Below are 14,658 nucleotides of genomic sequence, written 5' to 3'. Positions count from 1 at the left end.
CGCCAATAGCCACACGACATTTGCTTTTTTATTGTTAGTAGACTGCATTGCCAGCAGTCTAGCGCTGAATAGGGCGTATACACGCTTTGTGGGAAGCGCTGCTCACTGGGTGAAGCTATTTGCAAGCAGCGAGGTATTTACTTAAGCGGCGATGCCTGTGGTTAAAAAAGGCCGCTATTAGTTTACTGAGTATAGGCCCTGCGAACTTGGGCTCAAATGACACCTCATCCGTTAATACGCATCCCTCTTTATCCGGGCTTATGGTGCGCACATGCCGCCATGAGCGCATAGATCCCATTTTTGATTGCTCTACAAAGCCAAGGCCCTCATCAAGGCTTTGCAGAGTTAAGTCGGAGTAGTCAATTGGTAGGATCTTTAAGAAGCAAATCCAACTCCTAAACAGTCTTTTTCCCGGCGTAAAATCAATTGTCGCTAAACTCGTAACCCCGCGAGGTGAAGACATGCGCAAATACGGAGACATCTCTTTCGATATTCCGTCGATGGACGTAATCCACTGCCAAACATCGTTTTTGGACGCAGTAAGGTGAGTTGAATTTCGTATTGTGTACTTCATGTGTGTTCTTGGCTAATACGACCTTGCCACAGTTACTGCAGGATATCGCGGCGGTGACTGCGGCGACAGCAACGCCTTACTATGTAGGCTCTAAACGCCAAAGCTGTCGAAGACCTGCTGTTCAGTCAAATTTTCTGTTTGGTTTGAGAATTCGTAAGAACTCGGCTTCTGATCAATAAATATCTGCCGTTTAAAACTGATGCTCGATTCCTCGCTAAATAAACCTAGGGGGACAATATACTCATCAGTTGGCTTGAGGTGATAATACAAATGGGTGCCGCAATGACTACAAAAAGATCGCTCAGCCCACTCGGAAGATTCATAAACGCTGACTGAATCCTTGCCAGTAATACTGATATTCGAACCACAGTGCACCGCCAGAAGAGGGCCGCCTCCCCAGCGACGACACATGCTGCAATGGCATGCTTCAAATTCAGCTACATCGTCTGACTCTATGGTGACGGATTCGCAAAGGCATTTTCCTTTCATAATTTATCCTTTTTTGTGGGTTGGATTTTCATTTGCTTAATGTACTGGAGTTTCGGCAAGACGAGACCCTGTAGTTTGGTTAATCTTTAATTTTAGCTGAATGAAGTGATCTAGGTTCGTAGTGATTAGAGCTTAAATATTCTTAAAACTCTTTACTCAACGACTGTTCTAATATGCATAAGAGCATTACTTTATCCCTGAAACGCGTCCACTTTAAGTATTTGCGCAAAGCGTCGCGTGGATTAAACTGTTTTGCGCCGGTATCCCGGAATCAACCGGAACGTCCATAGATCTTACGGCTAGCAAAGAAGCCATATACTACAGCCATTGTTGTAAAGCCTATTACTGACAGAATCACATTAACTACTGGCTCACCCATAAAAAAGAACGCAACATTTACTATGATACTTGCAAGTAAGCCGGCTAATAAGCCGCAAGGTAATTGCTCCATACCTAGCTTTTTAAATAAATGGATTAATGCCCAACCTAAGCAAAGTATTATTCCTATCTTCATTCTCATACCCTATAACGGCTAGTTAGTATTAATCACGGAAGTATAGCCATGGCTCATTTAATTGAAATAGAGTAGATGGAGGAGTTAAATTGCTAAAAGTATATTTTAATTCTGGTGGCGCTAAGTGACCACCAAATGATTTAGCGTAAGCGCAGTGAATTTGATGATTTGACTGGATATTAAGCCAAAACAGCGCAGCAATCGCATTAAGGCAGTTCCCTAGATTTGCCAAATGAAAGTAGGTGTCTCGCTTATGCTTGATTTTATTATTTGCAGTCCACCAATCTGGGGCGTGAGACTTGGACCAACAAGAAAACGGTTTGAAATTTAACCTGTATCTAGGGGAAATTATCGTTGTTAAATTAAGTTCTGGGTAGTGATCAAAAATTATTCTTGTATAGTCAGTGATATTGTTTGCTGTCGATTCTGGGTTAATATACTGGCTTACCCCCTTAAAAATAACATCTATTTCAGCGCAAGACGCCATTAGCAATCTAGCCAGTTCAATAGAATACGTTTTAAAGTTATCTTCATTCAGCTCTATGTATCTAGCGACTCTTTCAATGTCGCCCTCAAGAGCTAAAAAATAATTCCAGCTAGTATTGTGGTGGGATCTTTCATTCATAGGTTTAACGTTAACCTCACAAGAAGGGCAGCATTCAGTGCTCTTCTTGCTTGACTTGATAGTGCTATATGGATTGAGATTTATCCTCTGTGTTTTTCTGGTCTTGCCTTATATTAATCTGATATTCAGCCATTTTTATTTTGTGAAGATAAATTGCCTTGTCTGATGATAGAATGGCGGCCTTTCTGTAACTTACCAAGGCATCTTCATATCTTCGCATTAAATAAAATATATTCCCTTTGGTTTCAAAGCTATTAGGGGACTGATTATTCATCGTTGTTAAATAAGATGACGCGATAAGTGCGCCAACAAAGTCGTTTTGTTTCAGGAAAATCCTAGTTAACGCTTCATAGGCGGAATCATTGTATGGGCTTAGATTTATTGCTTCTTTCAAGTCATTAACAGCGTCTACGTAGCGACTTAGATTTTCTAAAGTGGAAGCTCGATATGCGTATATTTGTGAGAAAGTTCCGATAGCTAGCGCCTTGTTATATTTTTCTAAGGCTTGGTCAAAATTATCTTTAAATCGAAGCTGGTCGCCCTCTTCAGCTAAGTACAGTGCTTCTAGGGCGCCAAATAATTCGTCATCCTTTTTTGATTTGTATATGAAGTTGGCCATTTCTGCATTTGATCCACTCCATCGTGGCAGTAAATATCTTAAATAAGCCTCTCGAACAGCTATCGATTTTGGGCATTCAGATTCTGCTGTTCTATAAATCTCTTCAAAGCCAGCCCCCTTTGCTGATTTTACAGTAGTATAAATTTGAAGTTTTAGCGTGTGCGCTGGGCAGAACTTAGGATTCAAGTTTAACGCCTTATCTAAGTCACGTATGGCTAGATCCCTATATTTTTTTAATCCAGCTCGTTGTTCTTCTGTAACATCATTCCACAACTTATTGCCGCGCTTGAACCACGAATAATGATGATAAAAGAGCGAGCGAGAATACAAGGCGATAAAAGAATCTGGCTGTGAATCAACCCATTCGCTTAGGTGGTCTTGGGCAATAGGGTTTATTCTCGAGAAGGTGTTTAGGATGCCAGAAATTTCATTTTCATTGAGTTGAGATAGAAGGTTATCAGTAATATTTTCTAACTCTTGATATTTATCATCAATTAAAAGATCCCATAATGGTGATATCTCTTTATAATTAAATATTTCATAGGGTAAATTTATATAATCTGTGAAATTTTCGTCTGGGTTTTGATTTCTAGTGTCAGTGATTTTGTTGTTGCAGTACGCCACCCCGTATATCGTTGGTGTTCCAATAGAGGACTCATTCCCAAAGCCGTCAATTCGTAATGATTTTGTATCCTTGTAAAAGTCATCGCCTCCACATAGCTCTTTTGCTCTCTTATTCCAGAGTGCGGACAAGCCATTGTCACTTGCTAGTGGACCCGCTAAAGGTGATCCGTCATACCTTATGAAATACGTGGTTTGATTTATCTGCTCGTCGGAATATCCGCCATTGATACTTTTCGGTCCATACTGGGAAGCACACCCCCCAAGCATAAATATAATCAAGGAGGTTTTAATTATTTTTACTATCATATTTAATTCTCGTTTAAAAATTGATTAGATTTTAGTTTCAATGGGTGGTGTGGAATTCAGCGTCAGTGTGCTTTGACTCGCATAAATATAGCGCGCTTTGAAAAGTGTGTCGGCTTGCCTGGTCTTGCATAAACCTTTATGCATTAGACACCCTTCTATAGTGATTTATAGCTACAAAGCCCGGCGCGTACAACACTATGATAAACGCAGCCATGATCAAACTATTCATTGAATTCCCCGTTCCAGCAAGAACGTAGACCCACCAAAATGCGCTGATGTAAAAAATTATCCCAGCGAGTTTCTTTGATACTAAAGTCTTGTCGAAAGCGAAGCAGAGCAGCGGGAACGCAAACGCCACAGAAAATGTAGTCTTGAGAATACATAGGAGCGTACCAGCGCCGCCAATGTTATCTATCCCTATCTCTGAAGAAACTAGCGACACATAAAACACAAAATAGAGCTTCCAGCCCATTTTATTGCTTAATCCCAGCGCCATAACATCACCATAGGTTTAACGCTAAACGCCACGGGCAGACAATAAGCATACCCGCAGCGCTTTTTAGCGGCAACTGCATGTACTGGTTATTAGGCTCTACCACCGCCATCCTGAAGCTATTCATTGGTAGCGCCTGAAAAGAGCCCTAGTAAACTCAACACAATTGGGATGAAGCAGACCACTGAAGTAACTAAAAGGATTGCACAAAATACCGGACTTTCTCCCAGATGGAAGGCCAGCCCCAAACAAATGAAAAGGACAAGCGAAAGAATTCCCATGCTTTCCAAGTCACTACCAATTGCACCTGCATCAGTAAGACGCCTGAAGTTCCGATACTTGACCTTCATGAGAACATTCTTCTCACTTGATTAGCCTCATAACGACTCGCAACACGCGCGATGTGGTACGCAGTGCCGCTTACAGTTTCACTGTGTTTGCGATTGTTATACGGCATTGCTACGGCGAAAAGTAAGGAAATATTCGCGATCTCTGCAATTAAGTGTATTGCCAACCTCGCAATCCAAATTGAACGGTTGCAATTCTCTTCCATTTTCACATTTACCTTGACTGAGGGAGATTGACAACTGTGAATCATTCCGTTTCGTAGCCACTCCAGCTTGCCTGCATATGGTTGATTGTCCGTTTTGCCCGGCCGATCTGTTCGGGTAATAAATTTCCATTCGTGCAATACCGTCACTTACGCATAGATGCAAGACATTCAGGATGCCAGGTACTTGCTCGGTAGTATATTGCCAGCAGCCTTGGTGCAAATATCGACTCATGCTGTTTTCGTTTGGCGTAACTGCACAGCCAAATAAGAAGGCGATTTTTAAGTAGAAGAGAGGTCTCATGCCGTATAACTACTTAGCGTTTATCTGTTGCGTGCAGCACGACATATAAATGTCTGTTGGACTGAGCCGCTTTGCGGTGGTGGCATCTATTATTGGGGATTGTTTTTAGAACACCTGTAACTAGTGTAGCCATTGAAGACCAACCATCCTTAGTCATCTGATCCATTTCCGGTATTTCCCTATTGTCGCGTGGTGATCACGTGCACCTTCCTGCCCCATTTAAGCATTTTTCCTGCAAATGTCCACACGCCATTTCAGCAGTGGCTCTATTGGCCGTATCTCTTCGTGGTGAGAGGATAAAGAATACTAACGAGGCATTATCACTATATAGCGTGGCGGTGAGGGGTGCTCTTAACCCCGCTCTTGCTGATACTCATCAAAATCAACCGTTTTCATTTCACGGCCAAAGCGCGTTGTGGTGTAGGGCCAGTTGTTGATGATTTTGCCGGATGCGTTTTTGTACCAGCTGCCGCAGTCGCCGCCCCAAACCGTATCAGCTAAGGCGCTTTGCATTCGCGTGTTAAACGCTTGCTGTGCGCCAGTTGTTGGCTGAAGGCTGCGCAGGTCTTCTTTGAGGGTTTTTGTAATGCATTGCATTAGGTAACCCACTTGCTTCTCTACCATATAGATAATGGAGCTGTGGCCTAGGTTGGTGTTGGGTCCATACAGCATATAAAAATTGGGGAAGCCCGCTAGGGCAACGCCGCGATGGGCTTCGGCGCCGCCTCGCCATACGGCATTGAGTTCCACGCCGTTTTCACCATGGACTATTAGTGGCACTAAAAAATCTGTGGCCTGAAAGCCGGTTGCATACACAATGACGTCGACGGGACGCTTAATGCTGTCGTTAGTGATTACTCCTTCTGAGTTCATGCCACTAATCGGTGATGTAACCACTTCTGCGCCGTCTTCTTCAAAGGCTTGATAAAAGTCGTCGCTGACCAATACTCGTTTACAGCCTAGGGGGTAGTCCGGGCGTAATACAGCACGTAGGTCTGGATTACTGATACTGGCGTTAAGGTATTGGCTTGTCATCCATTTTATAATTTTGCCCCGGAGCGAGCCTGCGAGCATAGCGCCGAAGGTGAAGTAATCTTGTCGCAGGTAGTAATACAGCCGCAGCACTTTTTGTGTCCACGGAAATTTTCTAAAAAGACGTTTTGCTGTCGCGGAGTAGGCTTTGTCACCTCGCGGAATGATGTAACTTGCGCTGCGCTGGTAGACGTATAGTTGTTCTGCTTGTTTTGCTAAGTGGGGGATTAGCTGAATAGCACTGGCTGCGCTGCCAATCACGGCAATGCGTTTGCCGTTTAAATCTAGGTCATGGTTCCATCGGGCTGAGTGGAAGGCTTCGCCTTTAAATTGCTCCGCGCCGTCAAAGTGGGGGATGTTGGGTCTGTTTAATTGGCCGATGCCAGAAATTAATATGCGGCTACACAATTGCTCGCCGTTTGCGAGGGTCACAATCCAGTGGCCGTCATCTTGTTGATAGTCAGCACTCACCGCCTCGCAATTAAAACGGATATGTGGGCGCAATGCATACGTGTCTGCACAGTGCTCAAAATAGCGTTTGATTTCTATTTGCGGCGAGTAGGTGCGGCTCCAGTCTGGATTGGGTTCGAAGGAAAAGCTGTAGAGCGTTGATGGCACATCGCAACATGCACCGGGGTAGGTGTTCTCGTGCCAAGTGCCACCGACGTCGCTGTTTTTCTCGATGATTTCAAAGCGATTAATTCCAGCTTCACGAAGCTTAATTGCCATGCATAAGCCGGACATACCCGCGCCTAAAATAACAACATCTAATCTCTTCATTGCCTTCCTTATTATTTTTTTATCGTTCGTGTGAGCGCTCACTTGTTGTGGTCATCTATTGAACGCTTTGTTTGTGAAGTGCTAACTGTCTTATTGCAAAGCCTTACGCCCCAAACTCAAGCCGTGAGCATAAGACGTGGTGGGACAAAAATACACTGAATAATCCTACGGTCTTGTAGCGTCTATTGGATGTATTGGTTATTCCGCAACATTGCTGGTCTTTCTTGATACTCAAAACGTAATAAAACTGTTTCTCATTAGTCTTTGATAATCATTATCGTTTAATGTAATCTTGCGCTTTGACGATGGCGCTGCTGGTTTTGTGCGCCGTTTCTGGATTAAAACCACGGAATTTAAGTGATACATGGGCATGGTGAACGGGCAATTTACTGTTGGAGACGCGTGTTTAGCGTATGGCTCCAGCTGTGTCTTGGTGATGGTGTCGTCTTCGTGCATTACTGAGGTCTCCTTAAGCCAAAGGTCGTGGCGATGAAAGGGCGGGAATCGTGGATTGGATTTTTATTGGTGCTTTCTCTTCACGGCGGCGCTATTGCCGCAGTGGTGTTGCTCCCGTCGCCTGACAATAAGCAATTGGTGATGCCCAGTATTCAGGGTGTCATTATTCCTGCGCCACCGGCCGAGGCGGTGCAAATACCGAGTGCGAAAAAAACGCCGCCGCCGGAAAAAACACCCGAACAGCCTCAGCCGCGCCCCAAGCCTTTACCCAAACCGCTGCCAAAGCCGTTACCAAAACCAAAGCAGAAACAGCCACCGCTGCCAAAGGCGCCGCCATCAGAGAAGGCGATCAGTCAGAAGCCGCTTGCAGAGGAGCACACTCCGCCGCCACCGGCGCCAAAATCTGCGCGGGTGGCGGAGGAGGACAATAGCGCATTGGGTGCGCCGATTACGCCGCCTAGGCACGATGCAAATCCGCTGAATAACCCGGCACCGGCGTACCCAACGATATCTCGGCGCTTGAAAGAAGAGGGTGTTGTGCTGTTGGAGTTACTGATTTTGCCGACGGGTGCCGTGGGTGAGGTGAGATTGAAGAAATCCAGTGGTTTTGAGCGCTTAGACAAAACCGCAATCAAGGCAGTAAAGCGCTGGCGCTATTTACCCGCCAAGCGAGGTGATGAGGCGATTCCTTACTGGTATGTGCAGCCTTTGGAATTCTCCTTGAATCAATAAGTAAATGTTCAATTGGCCGATTGATAGAAATCATTTTTAGCGCCGCTGTGGCGGTCGTGAATACGAAGTTGAGGAAGTTGTTTTATGGAAAACCCCTACGGTGTAGAAGCGCTCTGGATGCAGGGCGACGCGGTCATCAAGGTGGTGGCGCTGATGTTGTTAGCGATGTCAGTGGCCTCTTGGTATGTGATAGTTGTTCGCTCTTGGCGGCTATTTCGCTTACGTAAACCAGTGCGCGCCTTGGGCGATTTTTGGCATGCCAAGAGCTTTGCCGAAGGTTTGCACATGCTGGGCAACCAAGCTGATAACCCGTTTCGCTTGCTCGCGGAAGAGGGGCAGTCTGGCTTAGATCACCACGTAAATCACAAGGCCGATTTGCACGGCAATTTACCTTTGGCTGAATGGTTAACCGCCTGCCTAAAGGGTTCTATCGATGAGAGTCGAGAGGGTTTGCAAAGGGGATTGGCGGTGCTGGCATCGGTGGGTTCTACGGCACCGTTTGTGGGTTTGTTTGGCACTGTTTGGGGTATTTACCATGCCTTGGTTGGTATTGGTGTCTCCGGTCAGGCAGGTATCGACAAGGTGGCTGGCCCGGTGGGTGAAGCACTCATCATGACGGCCTTTGGTTTGGCGGTTGCGATACCTGCGGTGCTGGCTTACAACACCCTTGCTCGTGGCAATAAGGCGATTGTTAGCAAACTCCATCGCTTTGCTCACCAGTTGCACGCCTATTTAATTACCGGTGCCGCACCTGCAAATCGCAATAATGACAGCAGTGTGAGCAGTTTGCTTAAAGCTCAGCAAAAGCACAGCGAGGTCGTTTGACGTGTCATTTGGTGGCGGCTTGGATGAAGACGATGAGGTAATGAGTGAGATCAATATGACGCCGCTCGTTGACGTTATGTTGGTGTTGTTGATTATTTTTATTATTACAGTGCCGGTTATTACCAACTCGGTAAAAGTGGATTTACCCCGCGCCGACAACACGCCTAATGACATAAAACCCAATGCGGTAGTCCTGTCGATTGGTGCCGATGGTGTTATTCACTGGGATAAAACCGAATTGACCATGGACAGTCTTGAACAGCGTTTGCTCGTCGCGGCGGCTAGCCCTGTTCAGCCTGAAGTTCATATTCGTGGTGATCGTAGCGTCAGCTATGAGCACGTTTTAAAGGTGATGTCCGCCGTACAGCGCGCCGGTATTTTGAAGCTGGGTTTTGTTAGCGAACCGGAAAGTTAAAACAAATGGCATGTCGTAAACGTGAAATGAGTGCACTGCGCTTGGTGGTTGATCTATGTCGTTAATCCGTCGTCCTCGTCCGTGGCATATAGGTTCATTGCGTCAATGGCATTGGATAAGTTCTGCGTTGTGCCTGGTTGGAATGCTGTTGTTTGCCGCTACCGGTATCACCTTGAACCATGCGGCGATTATTCCAGCTACGCCGGTAGTCACGGAATTAGAGGCGGTATTACCGGCGGTGATGTTAGACGCCATTGAAATACCAATCACTGACAAGGCGCCATTGAGCGTTGAATTGCGCGGGTGGCTGCAAACCGAATTAGGTTTATATATTCCGGCGTCGTTGCGCGGCGAGTGGAGTGAAGATGATGTGTATCTCGCCCTACCACGGCCGGGTGGCGATGCATGGTTAAGTGTAGATCTTGCGAGCGGCCATGTGATTTACGAGCGCACTACTCGCGGCTGGATAGCTTACTTAAATGATCTTCATAAAGGCCGAGATACCGGCATGGCATGGAGCTTGTTTATCGACGGATTCGCTGTTGCATGTGTGGTGTTTTGTGTTTCCGGCTTGTTGCTATTGCAACGTCATGCAGGAAGTAGGCCGACGACGTGGCCGATGGTGGTCTTAGGATTGGTTATTCCGGTGATCTTACTTATTTTATTTGTTCATTAATTAATTTTATTTGGACGGATTCTATTGATGGCGCAGCCTTTGTTAATAGAGCCGCCGTTTATAGGAACCAGCAGTGGAGGTGATGTGAGTGATTAAAATATTAGCGGCAATAAGCTTGTCGGGCGTGGTGTTGGCGAGTGCGACGCAGGCCTCAGAGCTGGCGTTGTCAGTTGAGCTGCCACAAATAGACGTGGCGGAATATCATCGTCCCTATGTCGCTGCATGGTTGCAAAATGACGACAGTGGCGACGTGACTAATCTGGCGGTGTGGTATCAGCTAGATAAGGCTGATGACAAGGGTGAACAGTGGTTGAAGGACATGCGTCAGTGGTGGAGGCGCAGTGGCCGCAGTTTGGATATGCCGGTTGACGGCGTGACTGGGGCGACTCAGCAGCCCGGTGTTTACAGTATTGATACCAGCAAGGTGGCAAAGGATTTAGCCAGCGGTAATTACAAGTTATATGTTGAAGCTGCTCGCGAAGTGGGTGGCCGAGAATTGTTAAAAATTCCTTTTCAATGGCCGGCACATTCTGCGCAAACATTAGAAACGCAGGGTCATTCTGAGCTGGGGAAAATTGTCCTGCAGCTCGCGCCTTAGTGTGTCTCACGTGTTGACTGCGCAGTAATCCTAAACGTGTTTAAAAAAGATTGTTAAAAACTGAATTTTAAAAACGGGTGACCAATATGATGAAATCAAAATTCCCATTTATCGCAATATTAGCATTGTCACTTCCGCTGGCGGCGAATGCGCACCGCGCCTGGGTATTGCCCGCTGCTACTGTATTGTCAGGTGAAAATGCGTGGGTGACCTTTGACGCCGCGGTGTCTAATGACATTTTCTACACCGATCACGCGCCGATGCGTCTCAATGGTATGAAGGCAATCGGTCCCGATGGCAAAGAGGTCAGCTTGCAAAATCCGCACACGGGTAAATACCGCAGCAGTTTTGATTTGGAGCTGAACAAAGAAGGAACTTACAAGGTATTCAGTGCCAGTAGTGGTTTGCGAGCGCGTTGGGAAACAGAAGACGGTAAGCGTGGTTTTTGGCCTGGTCGCGGTGAAACGCCAGCGCCAGAAGAGTTTAAAAAAGCAGTACCTAAAAACGCCAAGAATTTGCAGGTTAGTCAGTCATCACGTCGCATGGAAACCTTCGTCACCGCTGGGCAGCCGAATAAAACCGTGTTTGCTTTGCAAAACGCCGGTCTGGAGCTACAGCCGATTACCCATCCCAATGATTTATTTGCGGGTGAAAAAGCAGAGTTTCGTTTTTTTATCGATGGCAAGCCCGCTGAGGGTGTTGAGGTTACGGTTATTCCAGATGGCTCGCGCTACCGCAACAGTCCCAACGAAATTAAAGTACAAAGTGATGGTAAAGGTGTGGTGAGTATTGAATGGCCGTCCGCAGGACGTTACTGGCTAGAAGCTGAATATCAAGATGATAAGGCGCCAGCACCGGCGACCACGCGTCAGGGTAGTTATTCGGCAACCTTAGAAGTGCTGCCTCAGTAAGCCGCTGTTAGCGTAAAACGGTAGCGCTGATATGACGCCTATTGAGCGATCTGTATTTGTCTTTGCTGTTACGGGCCTATACGCGCTGTTCTGCGTGTATTGCTTTTGGCAGTGCCGACGACGTAGTAGCGGTGAATCGACATTCATCGCTAGTTCGGTCAATGAGCGTGATTCTGGTGTTTCGCTGCTCGTCGCTTATGCGAGTCAGAGCGGTTTTGCCTTATCCTTGGCGCAGCAGAGTGCCAGTGCTTTGGCGGCGTCGGGTCGGGTGCGAATGCTACCTTTAGATCGGGTGAATGACGCGGTGTTAGCCACAACAGATCATGCGTTTTTTATTGCCAGCACCTACGGCGAAGGGGAGCCGCCAGACAATGGTGTTCGCTTCGCGAGAACGTATTTACATCATCAGTCCGTGCAGCTTTCGCATTTAAAATTTGCGGTGCTTGCCTTAGGCGACAGTGCCTACCAACATTTTTGTGCCTTTGGGCACAAGCTGCACAGTGGCTTATCTGCACTGGGCGCAGTGCCTATATGTGCGCCCCTAGAGTTGGATAGTCATTCTGCTCATAATCCCGCAGAAGTAATGCAGCGATGGAATCAGCAGTTAAGTGAATTTGGGGCAGACGCTATTCCTGTTGTCGAAACTGACTCGCTGGGTGAATTTCAAGCATGGCAATTAGATCACCGCCGTATTGTAAATCCCGGTAGCCTTGGCGAGCCCTTGGTGCATTTAACATTCACCCCATCACCAGAATCTGGCTTGTCTATTTTGCAAGCACCAGTACCGCTCTGGCGGGCGGGTGATATTGCCGAAATCATTCCACGTAATAGTGTGGAGCGTTGCGCGGCGTTTGCGGCGCGGTTCCAGTTAGATGCGAATATTGTCGTAGGCGTTGAAAACCAAGCCGGTAAATTAATTGATGAGTTGCGTAGTCGGGACTTACGCGCCGCTGATTTACGCGGCCCCGGCAGCGAAGATCCTCAGGCTATCGCTAATTGGGTTGATAATCTGCCGCGACTGAGCAAGCGTGAATACTCCATTGCGTCAACGCCGGAACGTGGCAGTTTAGATTTGTTGGTGAGAATGCAGTCTACGGATGGCGTGCCCGGCGTGGCGTCTCACTGGCTTGGGGCAGGCTTGAATACTGCAGATACGATCATGTTGCGGCTGCGCAGCAATCCCTTGTTTCATGCGCCGGCGTCGAATATCCCCATGATTTTGATTGGTAACGGATCGGGTTTCGCTGGTCTGCGCGCCCATCTGCAAGCGCGGGAGTTGGCGGGCAGTCGCAGCAACTGGTTATTGTTTGGCGAGCGCGGCCCAGATACAGATCGTATTTTTAGAGATGAAATATCCGCGTGGCAAAGCAGGGGATTTTTGAAGCGAGTGGATTTGACCTTTTCCCGTTGCTCGCGGCAGTCGGCCTATGTTCAAGACGCAATACCTGCGAACTCTGAAGCGATAAAAGCCTGGGTGGCGACGGGGGCGGCAATATACGTTTGTGGCAGTCGCCACGGTATGGCCGCAGGTGTAGATCAGCAATTGCGACGGGTTCTGGGCAGCCGTGAAGTAGATGCCTTAAACGATGCGGGTTTGTATCGCCGAGACGTGTATTGAGGGTAGCGTAGAGCCCTCGCTTTCTGTCATCAGTTTGCCTAGGCATTGCGTAAATAAACCCGGCTAGTTTAGAGAGTATACTTATCCAGATTTTTGCACTTTCAGCGAGGGGTTTTTCCCGTAGCTGTGTTTAAACATACATACTGATTTTTCACTGCGCTGCGTTGCTCGTTTTATTCCTCGCCGTGGTATTCGCAATGGTTTTTGATACATGAATAGTTCCTCGCGTTTGAGTAGTTCCCAGAAGGCTATAGTCTGGGTCGTTTTATTGCTGATGTTTGTGGTCGGTATATGGTATTTGCTTGGCCGTACGCCGCCAGCGCAAGAACCCATGATGCGGCGGGGTTGGGGTGGTCAAACAACGTCGGTGCGCGTGGTTCCGGTTGAGAAGGGCGGTCTTGATGTGCAGCTTCGCTCCATCGGTACAGTCACGCCGCTGAATACGGTTATTGTCCGCAGCCGAGTTGCCGGTGTGCTGAATAGTATTAAATTTACTGAAGGGGCAGAGGTTGCCAAGGGAGACCTACTGGCAGAAATCGACCCAGCACCCTATCGCGCGCAGCTTGATCAGGCTCAGGGACAGCTGCAACAAAATCAAGCCCAGCTCGCCAATGCGGAAGTGGATTTGGATTTGTATCAGGGACTGTATGCCGAAGATTCGATTGCTCGTCAGAAGCTCGATAGCCAGGCTGCATTGGTTCGCGAACTCAAGGGCGCCAACAAAAGTCAGCAGGCGCAAGTTGATGACGCGCGGCTGCAATTGTCATGGACACGAATTGAAGCGCCGATTTCCGGTCGCTTAGGTTTGCGTCGGGTTGATGCGGGTAATTTAATTGCCGCCAACGATACCGACGGCATAGTGACGATTACTCAAACCCAGCCGATAGCAGTGTTGTTTACCGTGTCCGAGGTGGAGGTGCCCGCTTTGCTGAAGGCGTTTAACAGCGGTGAAGTCTTGCGGGTTGAAGCCTTAAATCGCAATGAACAATCGGTGATCGCCACCGGAAAGCTGCTTACGTTGGACAATCAGATCGACACCACCACTGGTACGCTCCGAGTAAAAGCTGAGTTTGAAAACCAAGATAACGCACTATTCCCCAATCAATTTGTAAACGTTCGCCTGCGCTTAAATAGCATTGATGATGTATTAACGGTGCCTGCCGATGCGGTTCAGCATGGCTCGCAGGGAAGCTACGTTTATGTGGTTGAAGACAGTAAGGCCTTCATTCGTCAGGTGACCACTGGCATTATTGATGGTGATCGCGTTGCGGTAACTGATGGTTTGCAAACTGGTGACCGGGTGGTGCTGGAGGGATTGGATCGTCTTCGCGATGGTCGTGAAGTCATTGTTGAGGGTGACGCATCCGTCGCGGAGAAACGATTTCCGCCAGAGGGATTGCCAAAGCCTGACGGTATGCCCACACGCGAGGGCGCAAAAGGATCTGATGGTAAGCCAATTGGGCCGCGTCCGAATCGTGATGGCACGCCAGTGCCCCCGCCAAAACCACATAACTAGG

15 protein-coding genes are annotated in these 14,658 nt (G+C 47.5%); 8 read left to right on the top strand and 7 right to left on the bottom strand.

Going from position 1 to position 14,658, the window contains the following annotated elements; translation table 11 throughout:
* Window positions 1-115 precede the first annotated feature (115 nt).
* The 7 genes from O9X78_RS13800 to O9X78_RS13770 all read right to left on the bottom strand — a co-directional run bounded on the left by O9X78_RS13800 (window position 116) and on the right by O9X78_RS13770 (window position 6,910).
* Window positions 116-574 carry an Rv1443c family protein gene (locus O9X78_RS13800; RefSeq protein WP_269620292.1) on the bottom strand — a complete coding sequence of 153 codons (459 nt, stop codon included), beginning with the start codon at window positions 572-574 and terminating at the stop codon, window positions 116-118.
* Window positions 575-664: 90 nt separating this feature from the next.
* Complete coding sequence (locus O9X78_RS13795) at window positions 665-1,063, bottom strand: GFA family protein (RefSeq protein WP_269620291.1); 399 nt, start codon at window positions 1,061-1,063, stop codon at window positions 665-667.
* 271 nt (window positions 1,064-1,334) lie between these two features.
* Window positions 1,335-1,577, bottom strand: a complete 243-nt coding sequence (locus tag O9X78_RS13790; protein ID WP_269620290.1) for a hypothetical protein — start codon at window positions 1,575-1,577, stop codon at window positions 1,335-1,337.
* A 28-nt stretch (window positions 1,578-1,605) separates the two neighbouring features.
* The gene (locus tag O9X78_RS13785) at window positions 1,606-2,202 is read right to left on the bottom strand and encodes a hypothetical protein (RefSeq protein ID WP_269620289.1); all 597 of its coding nucleotides are present in this window, start codon (window positions 2,200-2,202) and stop codon (window positions 1,606-1,608) included.
* Window positions 2,203-2,266: 64 nt separating this feature from the next.
* A complete protein-coding gene (locus O9X78_RS13780) occupies window positions 2,267-3,751 on the bottom strand; it encodes a DUF4034 domain-containing protein (protein ID WP_269620288.1) in 1,485 nt (494 codons plus the stop codon).
* A gap of 136 nt (window positions 3,752-3,887) precedes the next feature.
* Window positions 3,888-4,247 (bottom strand): hypothetical protein, encoded by a 360-nt coding sequence (locus O9X78_RS13775; protein WP_269620287.1) that lies wholly within the window; start codon window positions 4,245-4,247, stop codon window positions 3,888-3,890.
* A 1,202-nt stretch (window positions 4,248-5,449) separates the two neighbouring features.
* Complete coding sequence (locus tag O9X78_RS13770; RefSeq protein ID WP_269620286.1) at window positions 5,450-6,910, bottom strand: flavin-containing monooxygenase; 1,461 nt, start codon at window positions 6,908-6,910, stop codon at window positions 5,450-5,452.
* Between the two features lie 489 nt (window positions 6,911-7,399).
* Between O9X78_RS13770 and O9X78_RS13765 the strand changes: the two genes are divergently transcribed.
* The 8 genes from O9X78_RS13765 (at window position 7,400) to O9X78_RS13730 (ending at window position 14,657) form a co-directional block, all read left to right on the top strand.
* Window positions 7,400-8,098 carry an energy transducer TonB gene (locus O9X78_RS13765; protein ID WP_269620285.1) on the top strand — a complete coding sequence of 233 codons (699 nt, stop codon included), beginning with the start codon at window positions 7,400-7,402 and terminating at the stop codon, window positions 8,096-8,098.
* An 84-nt stretch (window positions 8,099-8,182) separates the two neighbouring features.
* Window positions 8,183-8,923 carry a MotA/TolQ/ExbB proton channel family protein gene (locus O9X78_RS13760; RefSeq protein ID WP_269620284.1) on the top strand — a complete coding sequence of 247 codons (741 nt, stop codon included), beginning with the start codon at window positions 8,183-8,185 and terminating at the stop codon, window positions 8,921-8,923.
* 1 nt (window position 8,924) lies between these two features.
* Window positions 8,925-9,338: an ExbD/TolR family protein gene (locus O9X78_RS13755; RefSeq protein WP_269620283.1), complete on the top strand. Its 414-nt coding sequence runs from the start codon at window positions 8,925-8,927 to the stop codon at window positions 9,336-9,338.
* 55 nt (window positions 9,339-9,393) lie between these two features.
* Complete coding sequence (locus O9X78_RS13750) at window positions 9,394-10,014, top strand: PepSY-associated TM helix domain-containing protein (protein ID WP_269620282.1); 621 nt, start codon at window positions 9,394-9,396, stop codon at window positions 10,012-10,014.
* 88 nt (window positions 10,015-10,102) lie between these two features.
* Window positions 10,103-10,612, top strand: coding sequence for a DUF2271 domain-containing protein (locus O9X78_RS13745; RefSeq protein ID WP_269620281.1), 510 nt, complete (start codon window positions 10,103-10,105; stop codon window positions 10,610-10,612).
* An 86-nt stretch (window positions 10,613-10,698) separates the two neighbouring features.
* Entirely contained in the window at window positions 10,699-11,523 is an 825-nt protein-coding gene (locus tag O9X78_RS13740; RefSeq protein WP_269620280.1) for a DUF4198 domain-containing protein, read from the top strand.
* 31 nt (window positions 11,524-11,554) lie between these two features.
* Window positions 11,555-13,141: a sulfite reductase subunit alpha gene (locus O9X78_RS13735; protein WP_269620279.1), complete on the top strand. Its 1,587-nt coding sequence runs from the start codon at window positions 11,555-11,557 to the stop codon at window positions 13,139-13,141.
* Window positions 13,142-13,352: 211 nt separating this feature from the next.
* Window positions 13,353-14,657, top strand: a complete 1,305-nt coding sequence (locus O9X78_RS13730; protein WP_269620278.1) for an efflux RND transporter periplasmic adaptor subunit — start codon at window positions 13,353-13,355, stop codon at window positions 14,655-14,657.
* The last annotated feature ends 1 nt before the right edge of the window (window position 14,658 follow it).

The sequence above is a fragment of the Zhongshania aquatica genome (genome assembly GCF_027257955.1).
In the GTDB taxonomy this organism is placed as follows: Bacteria; Pseudomonadota; Gammaproteobacteria; order Pseudomonadales; family Spongiibacteraceae; genus Spongiibacter; species Spongiibacter aquatica.
The sequence above is the reverse complement of the archived record's forward strand: the minus strand, read 5'-3'. Positions and strand labels throughout refer to the sequence as shown.